A 15,581-nucleotide genomic window follows, 5' to 3' on the forward strand; every position below is an offset into this window, starting at 1 on the left:
AGGGGCCTTAGGCAGTCCGCCGCTTCCTGAGGGCTCTGAATGCGGCTACCAGGCCGCCGGCAGCCAACGCCCAAGGAACTCCGGCGATGATGGGATCCATCCACTGATGGCTCAGATCGGTGCGCTTTCTGCCGAACCGGGAGCGAGCCCCATGACGGGTAAATTCACTCATGACCCCGGTCTCAGTGATCGGGTTGTCCGGGCGCAGCGTGGCCAATGAGCGAAGATGGTGTTCCCATGCATCGATCCTGTCCCCGGCAATGAGGAGCAGCCAGTGGGCAGCCCGGCCCTCGCTGTATTTGTAGGCGAATTTCCGGACAGCGCCCGAAGCACCTTTGGGAGGTGCGGACGTGCCGAAAACAGGAGTGACGAAGGCATGTTCGACCGAGCGCTCCCGGGGCCACCTTTCTTCCTGGCGTTCCGGGAAGTCCCAGCGGGCACCTGTCTCTATGCCGGGCTGTTCACGAGGGTACGATGGCCGGTCTGCCGGGTCGAGGTCCGCGCCCCATCCTGGGATGCGGCTACGGAGGTCCCCTGCAGATTCCTTCAGGGCTGGTCCAGTGGAGGCGGCATACGGAGTTGGGATCTCATCCATGATTGTCGTCCTTTCAGGCTGGATTGGGTACGACGAGTGGCTTGATGCAGTCATCGAGCTTGGCGGAGAAGATGTGATAACCCTCAGCGATGTGCTCCAACGGGATGCGGTGGGTGACGATGTCGCTTGGCTTCAGGTAACCGTTTCGGATGTGGTCGAACAACCTGGGCCACTGCCTTTTCACCGGACACTGGTTCATCCGAAGGGTGAGTCCCTTATTCATGGCATCGCCGAATTTCACTGCGCTGAAAAGCGGTCCATAGGCGCCTACAACCGACACTGTTCCGCCTTTGCGGACTGAGTCGATTGCCCAGTTGAGCGCTATGGGGGAACCGCCCTGCAGTTTCAGCTTTGCGGCTGTCACGTGTTGGAGGAAGTTGCCATCCGCCTCGGCGCCTACGGCATCGATGACGACGTCGGCGCCCAGATAGTCGGTGGTCTTCTTCAGGTGCACAACAATGTCGTCGTACTCCACAAAGTTGTACGTTTCGGCGTGCGCGAAGGTGCGGGCCTTCTCGAGCCGATAGTCCAGGTGGTCGATAACGATCACCCTGCCCGCCCCCATCAGCCATGCTGACTTGGCTGCGAACAGGCCCACAGGACCGGCGCCGAACACCACCACCGTGTCACCTTCTGCGATGTCGCCCAATTGGGCGCCGAAATAGCCGGTAGGCAGCGCGTCCGTGAGCAGCAGCGCGTCCTCGTCATCCATCCAGTCCGGTATCAAACCGGGCCCGACGTCGGCGAAAGGGACGCGCACAAACTCTGCCTGGCCGCCGTCGTACCCTCCGCACGTGTGCGAGTAGCCGTAAATGCCGCCGACGGCGGTCGCGTTGGGGTTTACATTGTGGCAGTTGGAGAACAGTCCGCGGGCGCAAAAATAGCAGGATCCGCAGTAGATATTGAACGGAACCATGACCCTGTCACCGGGCTTGAGCCGCTCCACCGAAGGCCCTACCTGCTCCACCACGCCGATAAATTCGTGACCGAACGTCATGCCGACCCTCGTGTCCGGCATCATCCCGTGGTAGAGATGCAGGTCGGATCCGCAAATAGCGGCCAACGTCACGCGCACGATCGCATCGTTTGGATGCTCGATCGGTGGCATGTCCTTTTCTTCAACGCGCACCTTGTAAGGCCCGCGATACACCATTGACTTCAGTTCCGCCTCCCGTAAAAAGTCCTTCTAGACATCCGAAATCCCCTGTCACGCTTTATGCGTTGGAAGGGTGGAGGACAACTTTGGTCCAGCCGTCTTCGCGGTTGTCGAAGTTCTTGTAGCCCTCGGGAGCCTGGTCCAGCGGAAGCTCGTGGCTGACGAGGAAGGAGGGGCTGGCTTTACCGCCGGCAATGAGGTCGCGCAGGGCCCTGTTGTACTTCTTGACCGGGCACTGTCCCGAACCCATTGTCTGTCCCTTGAACCAGTAGTTGCCGTAGTCGAAGGCCACTTGGCCCTCCTTGGCGAGTTTGTCCGGAGCTCCGGGATCCTGGGGCAGGAAGACGCCCACCACGCCCAGGCCACCGACGAAGCGTACGGAGTCCACCAGCCGGTTCAGGGTCATGTTTGGGTGCTCATTACCTTCGGTATCGTGCGCCTGGTACCCAACGCATTCGCATCCCCGGTCTGCCCCGAATCCCATGGTTTGGTCCTTGACGAATTCCACTGGATCCACCGCGGAATCATCAACCGGGATGGCGCCGATCTGTTCAGCCAGCTTCAGGCGGTCGCTTTGACGGTCCACGACCATGACCTTGCCGGCCCCTTTGAGGATTGCGGAGTAAGCCGCCATGAGGCCTACAGGTCCTGCGCCGTAGATGACTACGGAGTCCCCGGGGTACACCCCGGCCATCTCCGTGGCGTGCCAGCCGGTGGGGAAGATGTCTGCGACCATCACGTAGTCGAGTTCCTTTTCCACAGCATCTTCGCCCAGGCGTAGACAGTTGAAGTCACCGTACGGTACGCGGAGGTACTCGGCCTGGCCGCCCTGGTAGGGTCCCATGTCCGCGAAGCCGTAGGCCGCGCCGGCGAGCTTGGGCTCGGGCTGCATGGTGAGGCAGTAGTTGGTAAAGCCACGCTCGCAGTTTTTACAGAACCCGCAGGCAATATTGAACGGCAGAACTACCCGTTCGCCCACTTTGACATTGTCCACCGCGGGACCGACCTCGACCACCTCGCCGAGATTTTCATGCCCGAAGGTTCGACCGGGTTCGAAGCTGGTCCGGCCTTCGTACATGTGGAGGTCCGAGCCGCAAATATTTGTTGTCGTAATCCGCACCAGAACGTCGGCGGGGTGCTCTATTTTGGCATCAGGAACGTCCTCGACGCTGACGTCGTTTGGCCCTTTGTAAACTACTGCTTTCATTTTTCTGCCCTTTTCTTTTTGCCCTGCTGATTCGACCATGTCGATGGTGCTTCCGGCGGGGGAGTCGCAGAAGAGTGCGGAACCATGACCGGAGGGAAGGCGCGGCCGTCACCCAGGAGAAGGGTGTTAAGTCAGCCAGGAGATGGGTCGTGCAGGTCCTTGCCAGTGAGTCGCTTTTAGGGGGTTGGTTGGCCCAAGGCGTTCAGACGGCAGGCTGTCCAGTACTATCTTCCTGCCGGTCCGTCCGCAAAAGAGAAACTGCTTGAGGCTCAATACTAAGCACGCTTATTATGAGAGTCGAGGGTAAACCGAAAAGAATTGGCCAGCCTGTTTGCTTCATTCAGCGGTTCCCGCTGAGGGAGAGGCAGGGCACCAAATCTGCAGGCTCCTCTGCGTTGCAAGGCAGGTCAACAGAGCTGGTCGAAGTCTCCCCGGGACCACGCGGCGTGCCTTTGGGCGGAGCTGAGCAAAATATCTTTCGCGCCTGACGGGATCCTGTTGTTGAAGTTGCCGTAGATCCGGTCAAATTTCAGTTCGCCGAGCTGCGCGGCAATGCGCAGTGCCATGGAACCTGAGAGCGGGAGGTGGTTGGGGTAGCTTCGCATGAAGGCAACGGAACGGCGGTCCGGGTTTGGAAAGACGCTGTCCCCGGTAAGCAGCACGCCTTGGCCGTCCGCACCGTCCGCCCAATGCGCCACGGCGCTGCCGGGGAAGTGGCCGCCGGTCTGGTGAAGGACCAGGCCGGCCGCGATCGTCACGCTGCCTGACCAGGTGGTGACGTTACGGCCTCCGCGGCCCAACCAGTCCCGGTCTGCTTCGGACACCAGGACCGGGACGCCCCCGAGCATCTTGGACCATTCGACCTGGACGCCAAACATGTGTGGGTGGCTGGCGGCTATCGCGAGGACGGGACCGTGTTCCAGGACAGCCTCCACTGCATGCTCATCGACGTAGCCGACCGGATCCCACAACAGCGATCCGGCAGGAGTCACCACAAGCTGGGCCGTCTGGCCGATCCCCACCTTGGGCTTGGTCCCTATGCCTATGAGGCCAGGCTCGCTTTCCGCCAGGGTGATGTGCTGCCCGGCGCTGGCCAGCTCGGCCAGCGTAGTCCACCGCTGACCGTCTTCGGGCACGTACTGTCTCTCGTCCACGCAGATGGGACAGAGGGCAGGGACAGGTTCGTCACGTTCAACAGCGCAGGTGGCGCAGATCAGCATGGGCCCAGACTATGGCATGCCCTAGCCAGGCCGTAAGTGTACGGGCCTCAGCTTTGCCGCCTTGAACCGTAGTATTCTTCGAGTTTCGCCAGTCCTTGGTCGATGGAAACCGTGGGCTTCCAGCCGAGCAAGTCCTGCGTTTCGCGCTGGTCGAACCAGTGCGCAGTGGAGAGCTGCTCAGCGAGGAACCTGGTCATCGGCGGTTCTTCTGTGCGTCCTGCCACGATCCAGAGTTTCTCGACCACTGAGCCCACAGCCCGGGCCACCCGCCCCGGTACGGCCCACGCCGGTGCGGGAACTCCCCCCGCAGCGCAAATGCCGGCCAGTAATTCGCCGATCGGCCGGGGCTCGCCGTTGGTGACCACCAGGGCCTTGCCGTGCACATGGTCCATACGGTGCAGCGCAGCGACAATGGCCGACGCCGCATTGTCCACATAGGTGGTATCGATCAGTGCACCGCCGGCGTCCAGCAACGGCAGGCGCCGTTGCTTTGCTCGGGCCAGGACGCGCTCCACCAGTTGGGTGTCGCCTGGTCCCCACACGACGTGCGGGCGGATGGCGGTGACGTGAAAGTCGGGTGAATCCGCCGCGAGGGCCAGCAGTTCGGCCTCAGCCTTGGTCCGGGAATAGTGGCCATGCGCACGTTTGGGGTCGGCGGGCTCGGCTCCCATGCCGGCGATGGCGGCGCCTGAATTGGCCACGGACGGGGAGGACACGAAGACCACGTCGCGGACCCCGGCGGCCCTGGCCGCTGAGAGCACATGCGCGGTTCCGCGGACGTTGACTTCGTCAAACTCGGCAGCCCGGCCCGTAAACGACACTTTGGCGGCGAGATGGATCACCCCGGTCACGCCGTTGAGTGCGCCGCGGAGGGCGTCCTCGTCCGTGACCGACCCCCTCACATCGGTGACGCCGTCGATACCGGAAGGGCTTCGCTGGAAGGTCGTGACATCGTGTCCCTGCCGTACCAGCAGCCGGGCCACCTCCCGTCCCAGCAAACCGCTCGCGCCGGTGACCAGAACCCTCATGGCTTGCCCGGACGGCCGCCGGCCAGCACCCTGGCAGCCCAGGCGGACAGCCGGGCCCTGTCGATTTTGGCGTTGTGCCGAATGTCGGTGGGCTGGGAGGCAACCACCAGCACAGCGGAGACATCGACGCCGACCTCGCGGGCCGCGGCGCGGACGCGCTGGGCCAGGTGCGGTGCGGCGGGACCCGCCTTCCGGACCTTAGGGACGGTCTCGACGACGGCGACAATCGCCTGCGTGCCCGCGGGACCCACGCCTGCCACGGCGGCCAGCCCAACACCGTCCAAGCGCTCGACGGCCTGCTCCGCACCAATAGGGGTCACTGCCTTGCCGGGCGCGGTGACCACGTGCTGAAGGCGGCCTTCCACCCAAAGGCGGCCTTCGGCGTCGAAATGCCCTACGTCGCCGGTCCGGTGCCAGCCGGCAGGACTGGCGCTTCCTTGCTGGGTCAACCAGAGCCGGTCGTAGGAGTCCTTCACATGGGGTGCGCTGACCAGGACCTCGCCCGTCACGCCCGCTTCGAGCGTGGGAGGGGAGTCTGATGCTGTCCCGTCCTCAGCGAGCGGAAGGACAGCAATTCGGGCACCATGGACCGGCCTGCCGACACAGACGCCGTTGCCGGCTCCCTTAACGGTCCCGACGCCGGCTTCGGCGGCCTGTATTTCCTGGAGGCTGATGTCCGTCACCGGGAGGGCTTCGGTCATCCCGTACGGCGTATGCAGCGAAGCACCCGGCACCAACTGCTGCACCTCTGCCAAGAGAGGCTCCGGGATAGGGGCGCCGGCGGAGAGGAGCAACTGGACCCCGTCCAGCGCTGTTTGTCCCGCTTCGCTGATCCCGTCCCGGGTGGCCAGGACGTTGCGCAGCGCTGCCGGAGCGGCAAAGACCACTGTGGCGTCGATCGCAGCAACGGCATCTGCCAACGCGCGGGCGGTCAAGGTGCGGGGGGCAGTGACGTCCATGTCCGGGGTGACCGAGACGGCACCCAGGGCGGGCCCCAGCAGGGCAAACGGTGCAAAGCCGGCCACGAGCCGGGCGCCGGGACGGATGTCGAAGGTTTCCGCCAGCGTATCCCGCGTCGCAGCCAGTTGCCGGTGGGTGTAGAGCACGCCCTTGGCGGGGCCCGTTGATCCGGAGGTGAACAGCACGGCCGCTGGAGCTTCCGGGTCCACGGAAGCGTTGTGCTCGGCAGCGCCGTCCGCGGCGCGCCGGGCCAAGGTTGACAGCGAGGTTTCAACCTTAAGGGCCCGACGGCGGATCACCGGAAGGTCCTGGACGCTGATCCGGCGCCCCGGCCACCCAAGCGCGGCGGCCGCAGCGAGAGCCTTGTCGATCCCGATCAGGAAGTCAGGGGTCGCGCCTTTGACGGCGCGGCTCAGGCCCTTGGTTCCCAGCCCGGCGTCCGCCACGACCACCACGGCACCCAGCCGAAGGCAGGCGTAGAGTGCCACGGTGAGATCCACGCCCGGAGGAACCATGAGGCTCACCCGGCTGCCACTGGCAACACCGGCTTCGCGGAGACCGGCCGCAACGTCCAGCACCCTGCGGTTGAGTCCGTGCCAGCTCAGCGACCGTGCAACACTGCCATCGGACGCCATTTCCGCAACGGCCGTCTCGGCGGCGGAGTCAGAGTCCGCCAGGGTGCCGAGCTCGTCCCAGAGGGGACGGAAAGCTTCTGGTTCCGGAGTAGCCGCTCCATCCGCCATGGCTTCTGGCCGGGTGCCGGCACCGTGTCGGTCTTTGTCCTGGGCTTGCCCTGCCAACCATTGGAAAACAGGTGTGGCAATGTCCCGGTCTTCTGCGAGGAGGTGGCCGGCGCCTTCGAACCGGTGGACCTGCGCGTGGGGAAGCCGGTGGATCAGGTCTTTGAGGTAGCGGTCGGAGAAAATGGGGTCGCGCGGGCCCCACAGCATCAAGGCGGGGACCTTCAGTGTGCGTAAGCCCTCGGCCACGGCGTCAAGTGCGGGGAAGCTGGGGTGGTCCGCATCAACGGGAATGTCGGCCACGAAGTTTCCCACTCCACCACGGCGGTGGGTGCCCCTGTAAGGGGCCATGTAGGCATTCCGCACTTCAGCGGGCAGAGGAGGCGACGCCAACGAATGTGTAACCCGCAGGAAAGAGTCGGATGTCCTCGTTCCCCAGGTGTGGACGGCCGGGTGCAAGGCAAGCCGCAGTGCAGGCGGGATCCTGGATTCGGATGGCTGGTGGACCGCTGTGTTGTTGAGGATCACTCCGGTGAGCTGGGTGGGGTGGGCCAACGCCCAGCCCAGGCTGATCACGCCTCCCCAGTCGTGGCCCACGGTGACGACTGGCCCTTCCAAGCCCAAGGTCTCGGTGAGGTCGCCCAGGTCGTTGATCCGGTCGGCGAGGCGGCGGAATGCGCCGGTACGTTCCGAGTAGCCCATGTCCAGTTGGTCGACTGCGATGACCCGCCAAAGCTGCGCCGGATCTGTTCCGGCCGCCAGCAGTGATCGCCACAGGTAGGACCAGGTGGGATTCCCATGCACGCAGAGCAGGGTGCCGACCGGGGTCATGCCCCTCCGCGCGAGCTCTTCGCCGTTGTCCAGGAGATGCCATGTGCGTACGGTTCCGGGGGCATCTGCGGCCGAAGTGGAGGGTACGTCTACTGTCCGTGACCATTCCGGGCGTACTCCCGGCCAGGTGGCAGTCACCATACGATTTCGACCATGCCTGCGTTCAGTCCGGAACCGACACCCATGCACAGGACCCTGTCTCCGGCGCTCAAGGACTGCGCCTCGGCCGCGAGGGTCATGGGCAGTGAAGCAGGTCCCACGTTTCCCCAGTGCGGGAACGTGATAGGCACCTTGTCGGGGTCCAGTCCCACGGCGTTGATGATCGCCTGAGTGTAGGCATTGCTGACCTGGTGGGTCACGTACCGATCCATGGCCGTCCAGTTCCATTCGGGCTGGGCTTCATGCCAGGCGTCGACCACCAGTTGCAGGCCGCCGTCGAGCAGGCCCTTCGTATCAGTGGTCATGCCGTCAATGCCACCCACGCACAATTCATGGTGTTCGGTTCCAGCCCGCATCACCCCGCCCACCAGGCGGTGGGCGCCGGTGTGCTCGTCCGCCGGTCCCAGGACCGCGGCCGCGGCGCCTGACCCGAGGGTCAGCGTGGCAAATTCCCGGTTGAAATCGTCCCGGGTGGTTTCGGGACGCTGCAGCCTGGCGAGGGTCGCCTCCTGGGTCAGCTGCGAGTCTTCTCCGTTGACGATGATCGCGTACTTGATCTGGCCGGAGTCGATCATGTTGGCGGCCAGGATCAGTCCGTTCACGAACCCCAGGCAGGCGTTGGCGAGGTCGAAGTTCATGGCTGAGGATGGCAGGCCCAGTTCGTGGTGGATCTTCACTGCAACGGATGGTTCGAGGTTGCGGCGGGTCACCGAGGTGTTGATCAGCAAGCCGATCTCGGAAGCTTCGACGCCGGCATCGGCCAACGCTTTCGCTCCGGCTTCGACGGCGGCATCGTCAAAGGATGTTCCGGCCGCCCACCAGCGCCGATGCGTGACGCCCGCGACGCGTTCCAGCAGCCGCGGCGGGAACTTCAACCGCTTCAGGGTGGTAGCCAGCTTCCGATCGAAGTCCGAGGAGCTGACGATCCGTGGAGCCTCGACGCTACTAACCGACAGCAGAGCGGTGTTGCTGTGCCTGAAGGTTGCGTTCCCTGCCAATTCAAGCCCCTGTTCGTTTCTGTCCCGCGTTCCTGCGGTGACTGTACCCCTATTACGCCGTTCCAAGCCCAAAAGCGCCGTTGTGCTCCGGGTACGGCTTTCCCCATAACTCCGCGGCAGTGCCCTGCGCTTAAAAATGGCGACCCTTAAGCATGACAGACAACCGGAGGATGTTATGACGTGGCAGCCAGGACTATCGGGAAATGATCATGATGCTTACTATTAGGGAGCATCTTAGGGGAGACCACCACTTACCAGGAGCGGACATGACGTTGAGCAAAGGGACCCGCGTGGAGTGGAACACCTCCCAGGGCAAGACCACGGGCAAGATCGTGGAGAAGAAAACCAGCGACTTCGAATTGGACGGGAACACGCACCGCGCCAGCGAGGATGAGCCGCAATACGTCGTCGAGTCGGAAAAGACCGGGGCCAGGGCGGCGCACAAGGGCGCAGCCTTGACCGAGAAGAAGTAGCGCATGGCGACGCGGCACGAGGTATTGATCATCGGTGGTGGCAACGCCGGCGTCTCCCTGGCCGCCCGCCTGATGCGGTATGGAGACAAGGACGTTGCCCTCATCGAGCCCCGCGACCACCACCTGTATCAACCGTTGTTTTCCCACATCGCGGGTGGACGTGCCGAAGTGAAGGAAGCTGTCCGCAGCCAGCAATCCGTGATGCCCAAGGGAGTCACCTGGATCAAGGACAAGGCAGCAGGCGTCGATGCGGGAGCCAACACCGTGCTGCTTGAGTCCGGGACGTCGGTGGACTACGGGCACTTGGTAGTGTGCCCAGGGTTGCAGTACCACTGGGAAGCAGTGCCAGGTCTGGCGGAGGCCGTGAACTCGCCCTATGGATCGTCCCACTATGAATTCGAGCTGGCCCCCAAAACCTGGAGCCTGCTCAGCGCCCTGCGTTCGGGCACGGCCATCTTCACCATGCCTACCGGCCCCGTCAAGTGTGCGGGCGCCAGCCAGAAACCGATGTACCTGGCCTGTGACTACTGGAAAGAAATGGGCGTCCTCGACAAAATCCGCGTCGTGATGGTCCAGCCTTATCCAACGGTGTTCGGCGTTCCGGAGGTGGACCGGGAGCTGGACCGCAAGATAGCCGAGTACGGCATCGAGCTGCGGACCAACAGCGAACTGGTCTCCGTGGACGCTCTCAGCCGAACAGCAAGCATCCGCGACAATTCCTCGGATACCATCGAAGAACTGCATTACGAGGTCCTCAACGCTGTACCACCGCAATCGGGGCCCGATTGGCTCACGTCAACCGATCTCCCGGCGGCAGGGGACCAGAGTGGTTTCGTCGAGGTGGACACTGAAACGCTGCAGCACCCCCGGTACCCGAATGTCTGGGCCCTGGGCGATGCCGCCGGCACCTCCAACTCGAAGTCCGGCGGCGCGTTGCGGAAGCAGACCAAGGTTCTCGCCAGGAACCTCGTGGCGGCCCGGGAAGGAAAACCCGTCACGGAGAAATACAACGGCTACTCAGTGTGCCCGTTCACGGTTTCCCGCAATACGGTGGTTTTTGCCGAATTCGGCATTGGCTACAAGCCCATGCCAACCATCCCCAAGGTGCCAACGTGGAAGGAGAGCCGTCTTTCCTGGTGGGTGGACAGGATCATGTTCCCGCAGGTTTATTGGCGGCTGATCCTTCGGGGTCGCGCCTGACGGCACGGTCTCCAGGAGCTTAGTACTCGCCTTTGATGACGAAGTACGAGCCGCGGATGACTCCGGCCAGTTTGGACTTCTGCCTGGCGAACTTGAAGTTGGCGGCCAGTTCCGCCGGAATTTCCATGCCGTCCGAGAGCTTGAAGCCGACAGCCCTTTTGCCGCCCTCGATGCCGTACATCACGTTGATCGACAGCCCGGACTTGTAGAAAACGTAGGCCATGCTCAGCCCCTCGACTTCGAAGGCAGTGGCTTCAAGGGCCGGCGAGTCGATAACGATCCCGCGTTCTTCGCGGAGGATACGGCTCACCCGCTCAACGACATCGGGGACCTCGCTGGCTGGACTCACCGAGAACACGTGCTGGTACTTGTTCCGGAAATAACGGGCCTCGTTGGCGCGCAGGCCCGCAAGGGCCTCTGCCACCGGAGAGGTCTCCAGCCCTTCGGTGGAAACCTTCTCGAAATCAACGATGTGCGGCATGCAGCCTCCTTATGGAAAGTGTCGGCACCATGCTAACCCGGCCGCACGTCCGTCCTGAGCCGTGGCCGGACCTGACGGAGCGCCAAGAGTGGGAAGAGCAGCAGCGAGATCATCCCGGCCCCTACAAGTGCCGACGCGATTCCGCTGGTAATGAGCCCTTGGTCGCGGCCGATGGCGGTCACGGCAACAATGATGGGCAGTCCGGTGGCCCCGAACAGGATCAAGGCCCGCTTCTCGTTGGGTGAGGAGCCCGGCGGAGCGACGAGGAGTGATGGCAGCCCGCGAATGACCAGCAAAAGGACCACGAACAACGGGACCAGCGCCAGGGTGGCGGGGCTGGAGGTCAGGGCAGTGAGGTCGAAGTCGATACCGGCGTCGATGAAGAAGACCGGAACCAGGAACCCGAACGCAATGGCGTCGAGCTTCGTTTCGACCACCTTCCGGTCCTGCTCCGGCGCCCTGGCCATGACGGTTTTCCAGAGGACTCCGGCGGCAAATGCACCGAGCAGCATGTCAAGGCCCAACACCATGCTCAGCACAACCAGGGCGCTCAAGATCAGCATGATGGACCTGACAGCAAACTGGCTGCTCGTGTGCAGGGTCCGGGCCACGTGGGCGTGGAACGCGGTGTGGCGTGCGCGGGAAGCGACGAAGACCGCAACACCGGTAAGGACAACGAAACCCACCAATACCACCGACGCAATGCCTACGTGGCGCCCGCTGAAGAACAGCGAGATGGCGATCAGCGGCCCAAACTCGCCGGCTGCCCCGAGAGCCGTTACGGCGATCCCAAGAGGCGAGGCTGAGGTTCCCGTATCACGAAGGATCGGCAGAATGGCACCCAGCGCAGTGGAGGATAAGGCGATGCCAATGATGACGGCCGCTTCCGGGCCTGGAGCCAGCAGGAGTCCGGCGCCGATGCCCGCGGCGAGGGAGATCACCCAACCCGCTGCTGCGCGGTTGGCAGGCCTGCCCCGGATGGTCGAAAACTCGATCTCGTTTCCGGCGACAAAAAACAGCATGGCAACGCCGAAGTCGGCCAGGGTGTCGGTGAAATGGGTCGACTCGATCCATCCCAGCAGGCTCGGGCCCAACAGGATTCCCAAGCCAATCTCGAAGACCACGATCGGGACCTTGGCTACACGATCCAACAACCGGGCCGCAAGCGGCGCTGCCACGGCGAGCAGGGCTATCAGCACCAATGAAGTGGACAGATCCTGCATGGGCGTCGCCGATGTCACGGCCGGCCGGGCCAATCCTTGCCGGCCCAGAGATCATAGTTGGCTACCAGGGCTTCCTGCGCAGGACGGTGTTCTTCCGGTATGTGTTGGAGGTTGATGCGCACCCGGTACCAAAGGGAACTCGAACCCCGCATCCCGTCAATAAGGACATCCGCAGGGCGTAGCGCGGAGGTGAGGTCGGAATGGCCTGCCTTCCACTGTTCGAGTGCTGCAAGTGCTTCCGGTTTGGTTTTGGTCCTGGCCACCTCAATGAGCGGCATGCTGGACATCCTCCTGCCCGATCCGTCACCGGCCCGCGGCGCCTTCTCTGCCGGCCCGAGCTCCGTGGCCAGTGCGAGAAGGCCGTCCAGTGAACCCGCGGCGTCATCAATGCCCGCGTGGGGATCGCCGGATTCGGCGAAGCGGACCGGAACCGTAAGTGCGGTGAACTGTTCAGGTTGGGCGGTCCGCACTTCCTCCCAGCTCAGCGGCGTCGATACCCTGGCATCGGGGAGTGACCGGATCGAATAGGCTGATGCCACGGTGCGGTCCTTGGCGTTTTGGTTGAAGTCGACAAAGACGCTTTCGCCGCGTTCTTCCTTCCACCACCGCGCTGTGGCGAGCCCCGGGGCGCGGTTCTCCACTTCACGCGCCAGCGTTTCTGCAGCCAGCCGAACATCGCGGAAGGACCACTGCGGCGAAATACGCGCCAGGATGTGGAGCCCCCGCGAACCGCTGGTTTTGGGCCACCCCACGAGTCCGACATCGGCCATTACCTCGCGCGCGACGTAGGCGGTGTCCACGATCTGTGACCAGTCCACCCCCGGCATCGGATCGAGATCGACCCGGAGCTCGTCCGGGTGCTCGAGGTCCTCGGCCCGTACTGGGTGCGGGTTCAGGTCAAGGCATCCCAGGTTGACCACCCATGCCAGGCCCGCGGCATCCCTGATGACGGTTTCTTCAGCGGAGGTGCCTGATGAGTAGTGCAGGGTTGCTGTATCGATGAACTCCGGATGGTTCTCAGGCACGCGCTTTTGAAAGAACGGCTCAGCATCGATGCCCTTCGGGAAGCGTTTGAGGACCATGGGGCGACCCCCGGCTCCCCGCAAGGCACCGTCAGCGACCGCCAGGTAGTAGCGGACCAGGTCCATCTTGGTCAGCCCGGGCTCGGGGAAAACCACCTTATCCGGATTGGAGATGCGGACTTCGGCGCCGTCGACGTCCAGGATCTCCGCCGGCGTCTTGGAGGGGCTCATGCGGCCACGCTAGCAAGCAACAACCGTTCCAGCCAGAGTCCCAGAAGAAGAAGTCCGGTAAAAACATCCTCGAAAAGCGGGCGGAAAAGCGGGCCGACATTGAAATGCAGAAATTGCTGGTTGAACTTATTGATCCTGCCCGGCTTCACGAGCCCGTCAGGGTCGAAAATTCGGGTTGTCCCTTGCCGATGAACCCCCGCGCTGAGCAGACTCATGCCTCGGCACCATGATGCGCAGACCGCTCGGAGGCTGGGCGACTATATTTGGCCATGTCAGCCCACCGCCACAACTGAGGGAGCCTGCACATTATGGCGAAGGAACTTGCCACCCAGCTTATCGAACAACTCCAGGCTGCCGGGGTGCAGCGGATCTACGGAATAGTGGGGGACAGCCTCAACCCGGTGGTCGATGCAGTCCGCCAAACAGGCGGGTCAAGCAAGGGCGGCATCGACTGGATCCATGTCCGCCACGAGGAAGCTGCCGCCTTTGCTGCCGCTGCCGAGGCCCAGCTCACCGGCAAACTGGCCGTTTGCGCTGGCTCCTGCGGCCCGGGGAACCTGCATCTGATCAATGGCCTCTACGATGCCAACCGCACCGGCGCACCCGTTTTGGCCATAGCCTCCCACATTCCAAGCAAGCAGATCGGAAGTGGCTTCTTCCAGGAGACCCACCCGGACCGGCTCTTCAACGAGTGTTCCGTGTACTCCGAAATGATCAGCACGGCCGAACAGGCGCCCAGGGTCATGCACAGCGCCATCCAGAGCGCACTTGGCCTGGGTGGAGTCGCCGTGGTCACCTTGCCTGGCGATATTGCGGGACTGGAAGCCACCGCGCCAACGCCCCTGCCCGCGACCTTCCGGCCCGCCAGCCTTGTCCCTGATCCAACCAGCGTCCAGGAACTGGCGAAAGCAATCAACGACGCCGGAAAGGTCGCCATTTTCGCCGGCGCGGGCGTCGAAGGTGCGCACAGTGAATTGATTTCGTTGGCTGAATTGATCAACGCTCCCATAGGCCACTCGTTGCGGGGCAAGGATTTTGTCCAATACGACAACCCATTCGACATAGGCATGACCGGACTGCTCGGTTATGGTGCCGCCGCCGAGGGCATCGAGGACGCCGATCTGCTCATCCTGTTGGGTACCGATTTCCCCTATGACCAGTTCCTGCCCGACACCCGGACCGCCCAGGTGGATCGCGCCGCCCAGCGGTTGGGGCGTCGGACCGACGTCGACATCGCAGTCCATGGCGACGTGCTCCCCACGCTGAAAGCACTCTTGCCGCTGGTGCAACCGAAAAAGAACCGCCGCTTCCTGGACCAGATGCTCAAAAAGCATGATCGCCTCATGAACAAGGCCGTGGGTGCCTACACGCGCAAGGTCGAGAAGAAGCAACCCATTCACCCCGAATACGCGGCATCGCTGCTCGACCAGGTAGCTGCGGAGGACGCCGTCTTCACGGCCGACACCGGAATGTGCAACGTCTGGACCGCGCGGTACATCAACCCGCTGGGTACCCGTCGCCTGATCGGGTCCTTCCTGCACGGCTCCATGGCGAACGCGTTGCCCCATGCCATCGGTGCGCAGCTGGCCTATCCGGGACGGCAGGTGGTTTCCGTGTCCGGTGATGGCGGCTTGTCCATGCTCCTGGGCGAACTCGTCACTGTGGCCGCGCATAAGTTGCCGGTCAACGTCGTGGTGTTCAACAACTCCACGCTGGGCATGGTCAAGCTCGAAATGCTGGTGGACGGGCTGCCCGACTTCGGTGTGGATGTGCCCGAGGCCAACTACGCGGCCGTGGCCAAGGCCCTGGGCTTCCATGCCGTGCGCGTTACGGATCCTGCTGACATTGAGGCCGCCTACCGGGAGGCCTTCGCGCATCCCGGCCCTTCCTTGGTGGAGCTCATTACGGACCCGAACGCCCTGTCCATCCCGCCGAAGATCTCCGGTTCACAGGTCATCGGCTTTGCCACTGCGATGTCCAAGGTGGTGTTGAACCGCGGTGCCGGTGAGGCTGTCAGCATGGCCCGCAGCAACCTGCGGAACATCCCGCGACGCTGA

At 63.4% G+C, this 15,581-nt stretch carries 14 protein-coding genes; 3 read left to right on the forward strand and 11 right to left on the reverse strand.

All coding sequences use genetic code 11. The annotated features are described in order from the left end of the window. Positions 1–7: 7 nt before the first annotated feature. The 7 genes from LRQ04_RS17870 to LRQ04_RS17900 all read right to left on the reverse strand — a co-directional run bounded on the left by LRQ04_RS17870 (position 8) and on the right by LRQ04_RS17900 (position 8,894). Entirely contained in the window at positions 8–595 is a 588-nt protein-coding gene (locus tag LRQ04_RS17870) for a hypothetical protein (RefSeq protein ID WP_235521653.1), read from the reverse strand. Positions 596–608: 13 nt separating this feature from the next. Beyond that, positions 609–1,757: a zinc-dependent alcohol dehydrogenase gene (locus tag LRQ04_RS17875; RefSeq protein ID WP_235521763.1), complete on the reverse strand. Its 1,149-nt coding sequence runs from the start codon at positions 1,755–1,757 to the stop codon at positions 609–611. A 52-nt stretch (positions 1,758–1,809) separates the two neighbouring features. Further along, positions 1,810–2,958: a glutathione-independent formaldehyde dehydrogenase gene (locus LRQ04_RS17880; RefSeq protein WP_235521654.1), complete on the reverse strand. Its 1,149-nt coding sequence runs from the start codon at positions 2,956–2,958 to the stop codon at positions 1,810–1,812. 407 nt (positions 2,959–3,365) lie between these two features. After that, positions 3,366–4,178, reverse strand: a complete 813-nt coding sequence (locus LRQ04_RS17885; RefSeq protein ID WP_235521655.1) for a hydrolase — start codon at positions 4,176–4,178, stop codon at positions 3,366–3,368. Between the two features lie 47 nt (positions 4,179–4,225). Next, positions 4,226–5,206: an NAD(P)-dependent oxidoreductase gene (locus tag LRQ04_RS17890; protein ID WP_235521656.1), complete on the reverse strand. Its 981-nt coding sequence runs from the start codon at positions 5,204–5,206 to the stop codon at positions 4,226–4,228. After that, a complete protein-coding gene (locus LRQ04_RS17895) occupies positions 5,203–7,878 on the reverse strand; it encodes an alpha/beta fold hydrolase (protein ID WP_235521657.1) in 2,676 nt (891 codons plus the stop codon). The genes LRQ04_RS17890 and LRQ04_RS17895 overlap by 4 nt, the downstream gene beginning before the upstream one ends. Next, positions 7,872–8,894, reverse strand: a complete 1,023-nt coding sequence (locus LRQ04_RS17900) for a 3-oxoacyl-ACP synthase III (RefSeq protein WP_235521658.1) — start codon at positions 8,892–8,894, stop codon at positions 7,872–7,874. The genes LRQ04_RS17895 and LRQ04_RS17900 overlap by 7 nt, the downstream gene beginning before the upstream one ends. Before the next feature lie 266 nt (positions 8,895–9,160). Between LRQ04_RS17900 and LRQ04_RS17905 the strand changes: the two genes are divergently transcribed. Continuing rightward, a complete protein-coding gene (locus tag LRQ04_RS17905) occupies positions 9,161–9,367 on the forward strand; it encodes a DUF2945 domain-containing protein (RefSeq protein WP_235521659.1) in 207 nt (68 codons plus the stop codon). Positions 9,368–9,370: 3 nt separating this feature from the next. Further along, positions 9,371–10,567: an NAD(P)/FAD-dependent oxidoreductase gene (locus LRQ04_RS17910; protein ID WP_235521660.1), complete on the forward strand. Its 1,197-nt coding sequence runs from the start codon at positions 9,371–9,373 to the stop codon at positions 10,565–10,567. A gap of 19 nt (positions 10,568–10,586) precedes the next feature. Here LRQ04_RS17910 and LRQ04_RS17915 read toward each other — a convergent pair whose 3' ends face one another. From LRQ04_RS17915 to LRQ04_RS17930, 4 genes are read right to left on the reverse strand one after another with little or no spacing between them, the layout of a single operon-like run. Next, the gene (locus LRQ04_RS17915; RefSeq protein WP_235521661.1) at positions 10,587–11,048 is read right to left on the reverse strand and encodes a phage tail protein; all 462 of its coding nucleotides are present in this window, start codon (positions 11,046–11,048) and stop codon (positions 10,587–10,589) included. Positions 11,049–11,080: 32 nt separating this feature from the next. Further along, on the reverse strand, positions 11,081–12,289 hold the full coding sequence (locus LRQ04_RS17920; protein ID WP_235521662.1) for a cation:proton antiporter: 1,209 nt from the start codon (positions 12,287–12,289) through the stop codon (positions 11,081–11,083). Next, on the reverse strand, positions 12,286–13,524 hold the full coding sequence (ligD, locus tag LRQ04_RS17925) for a non-homologous end-joining DNA ligase (protein WP_235521663.1): 1,239 nt from the start codon (positions 13,522–13,524) through the stop codon (positions 12,286–12,288). The genes LRQ04_RS17920 and ligD overlap by 4 nt, the downstream gene beginning before the upstream one ends. Beyond that, positions 13,521–13,739, reverse strand: coding sequence for a hypothetical protein (locus tag LRQ04_RS17930; protein WP_235521664.1), 219 nt, complete (start codon positions 13,737–13,739; stop codon positions 13,521–13,523). Before LRQ04_RS17930 ends, ligD begins: the two co-directional genes overlap by 4 nt. Before the next feature lie 93 nt (positions 13,740–13,832). On the opposite strand from LRQ04_RS17930, the gene LRQ04_RS17935 reads away from it, so the two are divergent. Then, positions 13,833–15,581, forward strand: a complete 1,749-nt coding sequence (locus tag LRQ04_RS17935; protein ID WP_235521665.1) for a pyruvate dehydrogenase — start codon at positions 13,833–13,835, stop codon at positions 15,579–15,581.

Origin of the sequence: Paenarthrobacter sp. AR 02, assembly GCF_021538675.1 — a bacterium.
In the GTDB taxonomy this organism is placed as follows: Bacteria; Actinomycetota; Actinomycetes; order Actinomycetales; family Micrococcaceae; genus Arthrobacter.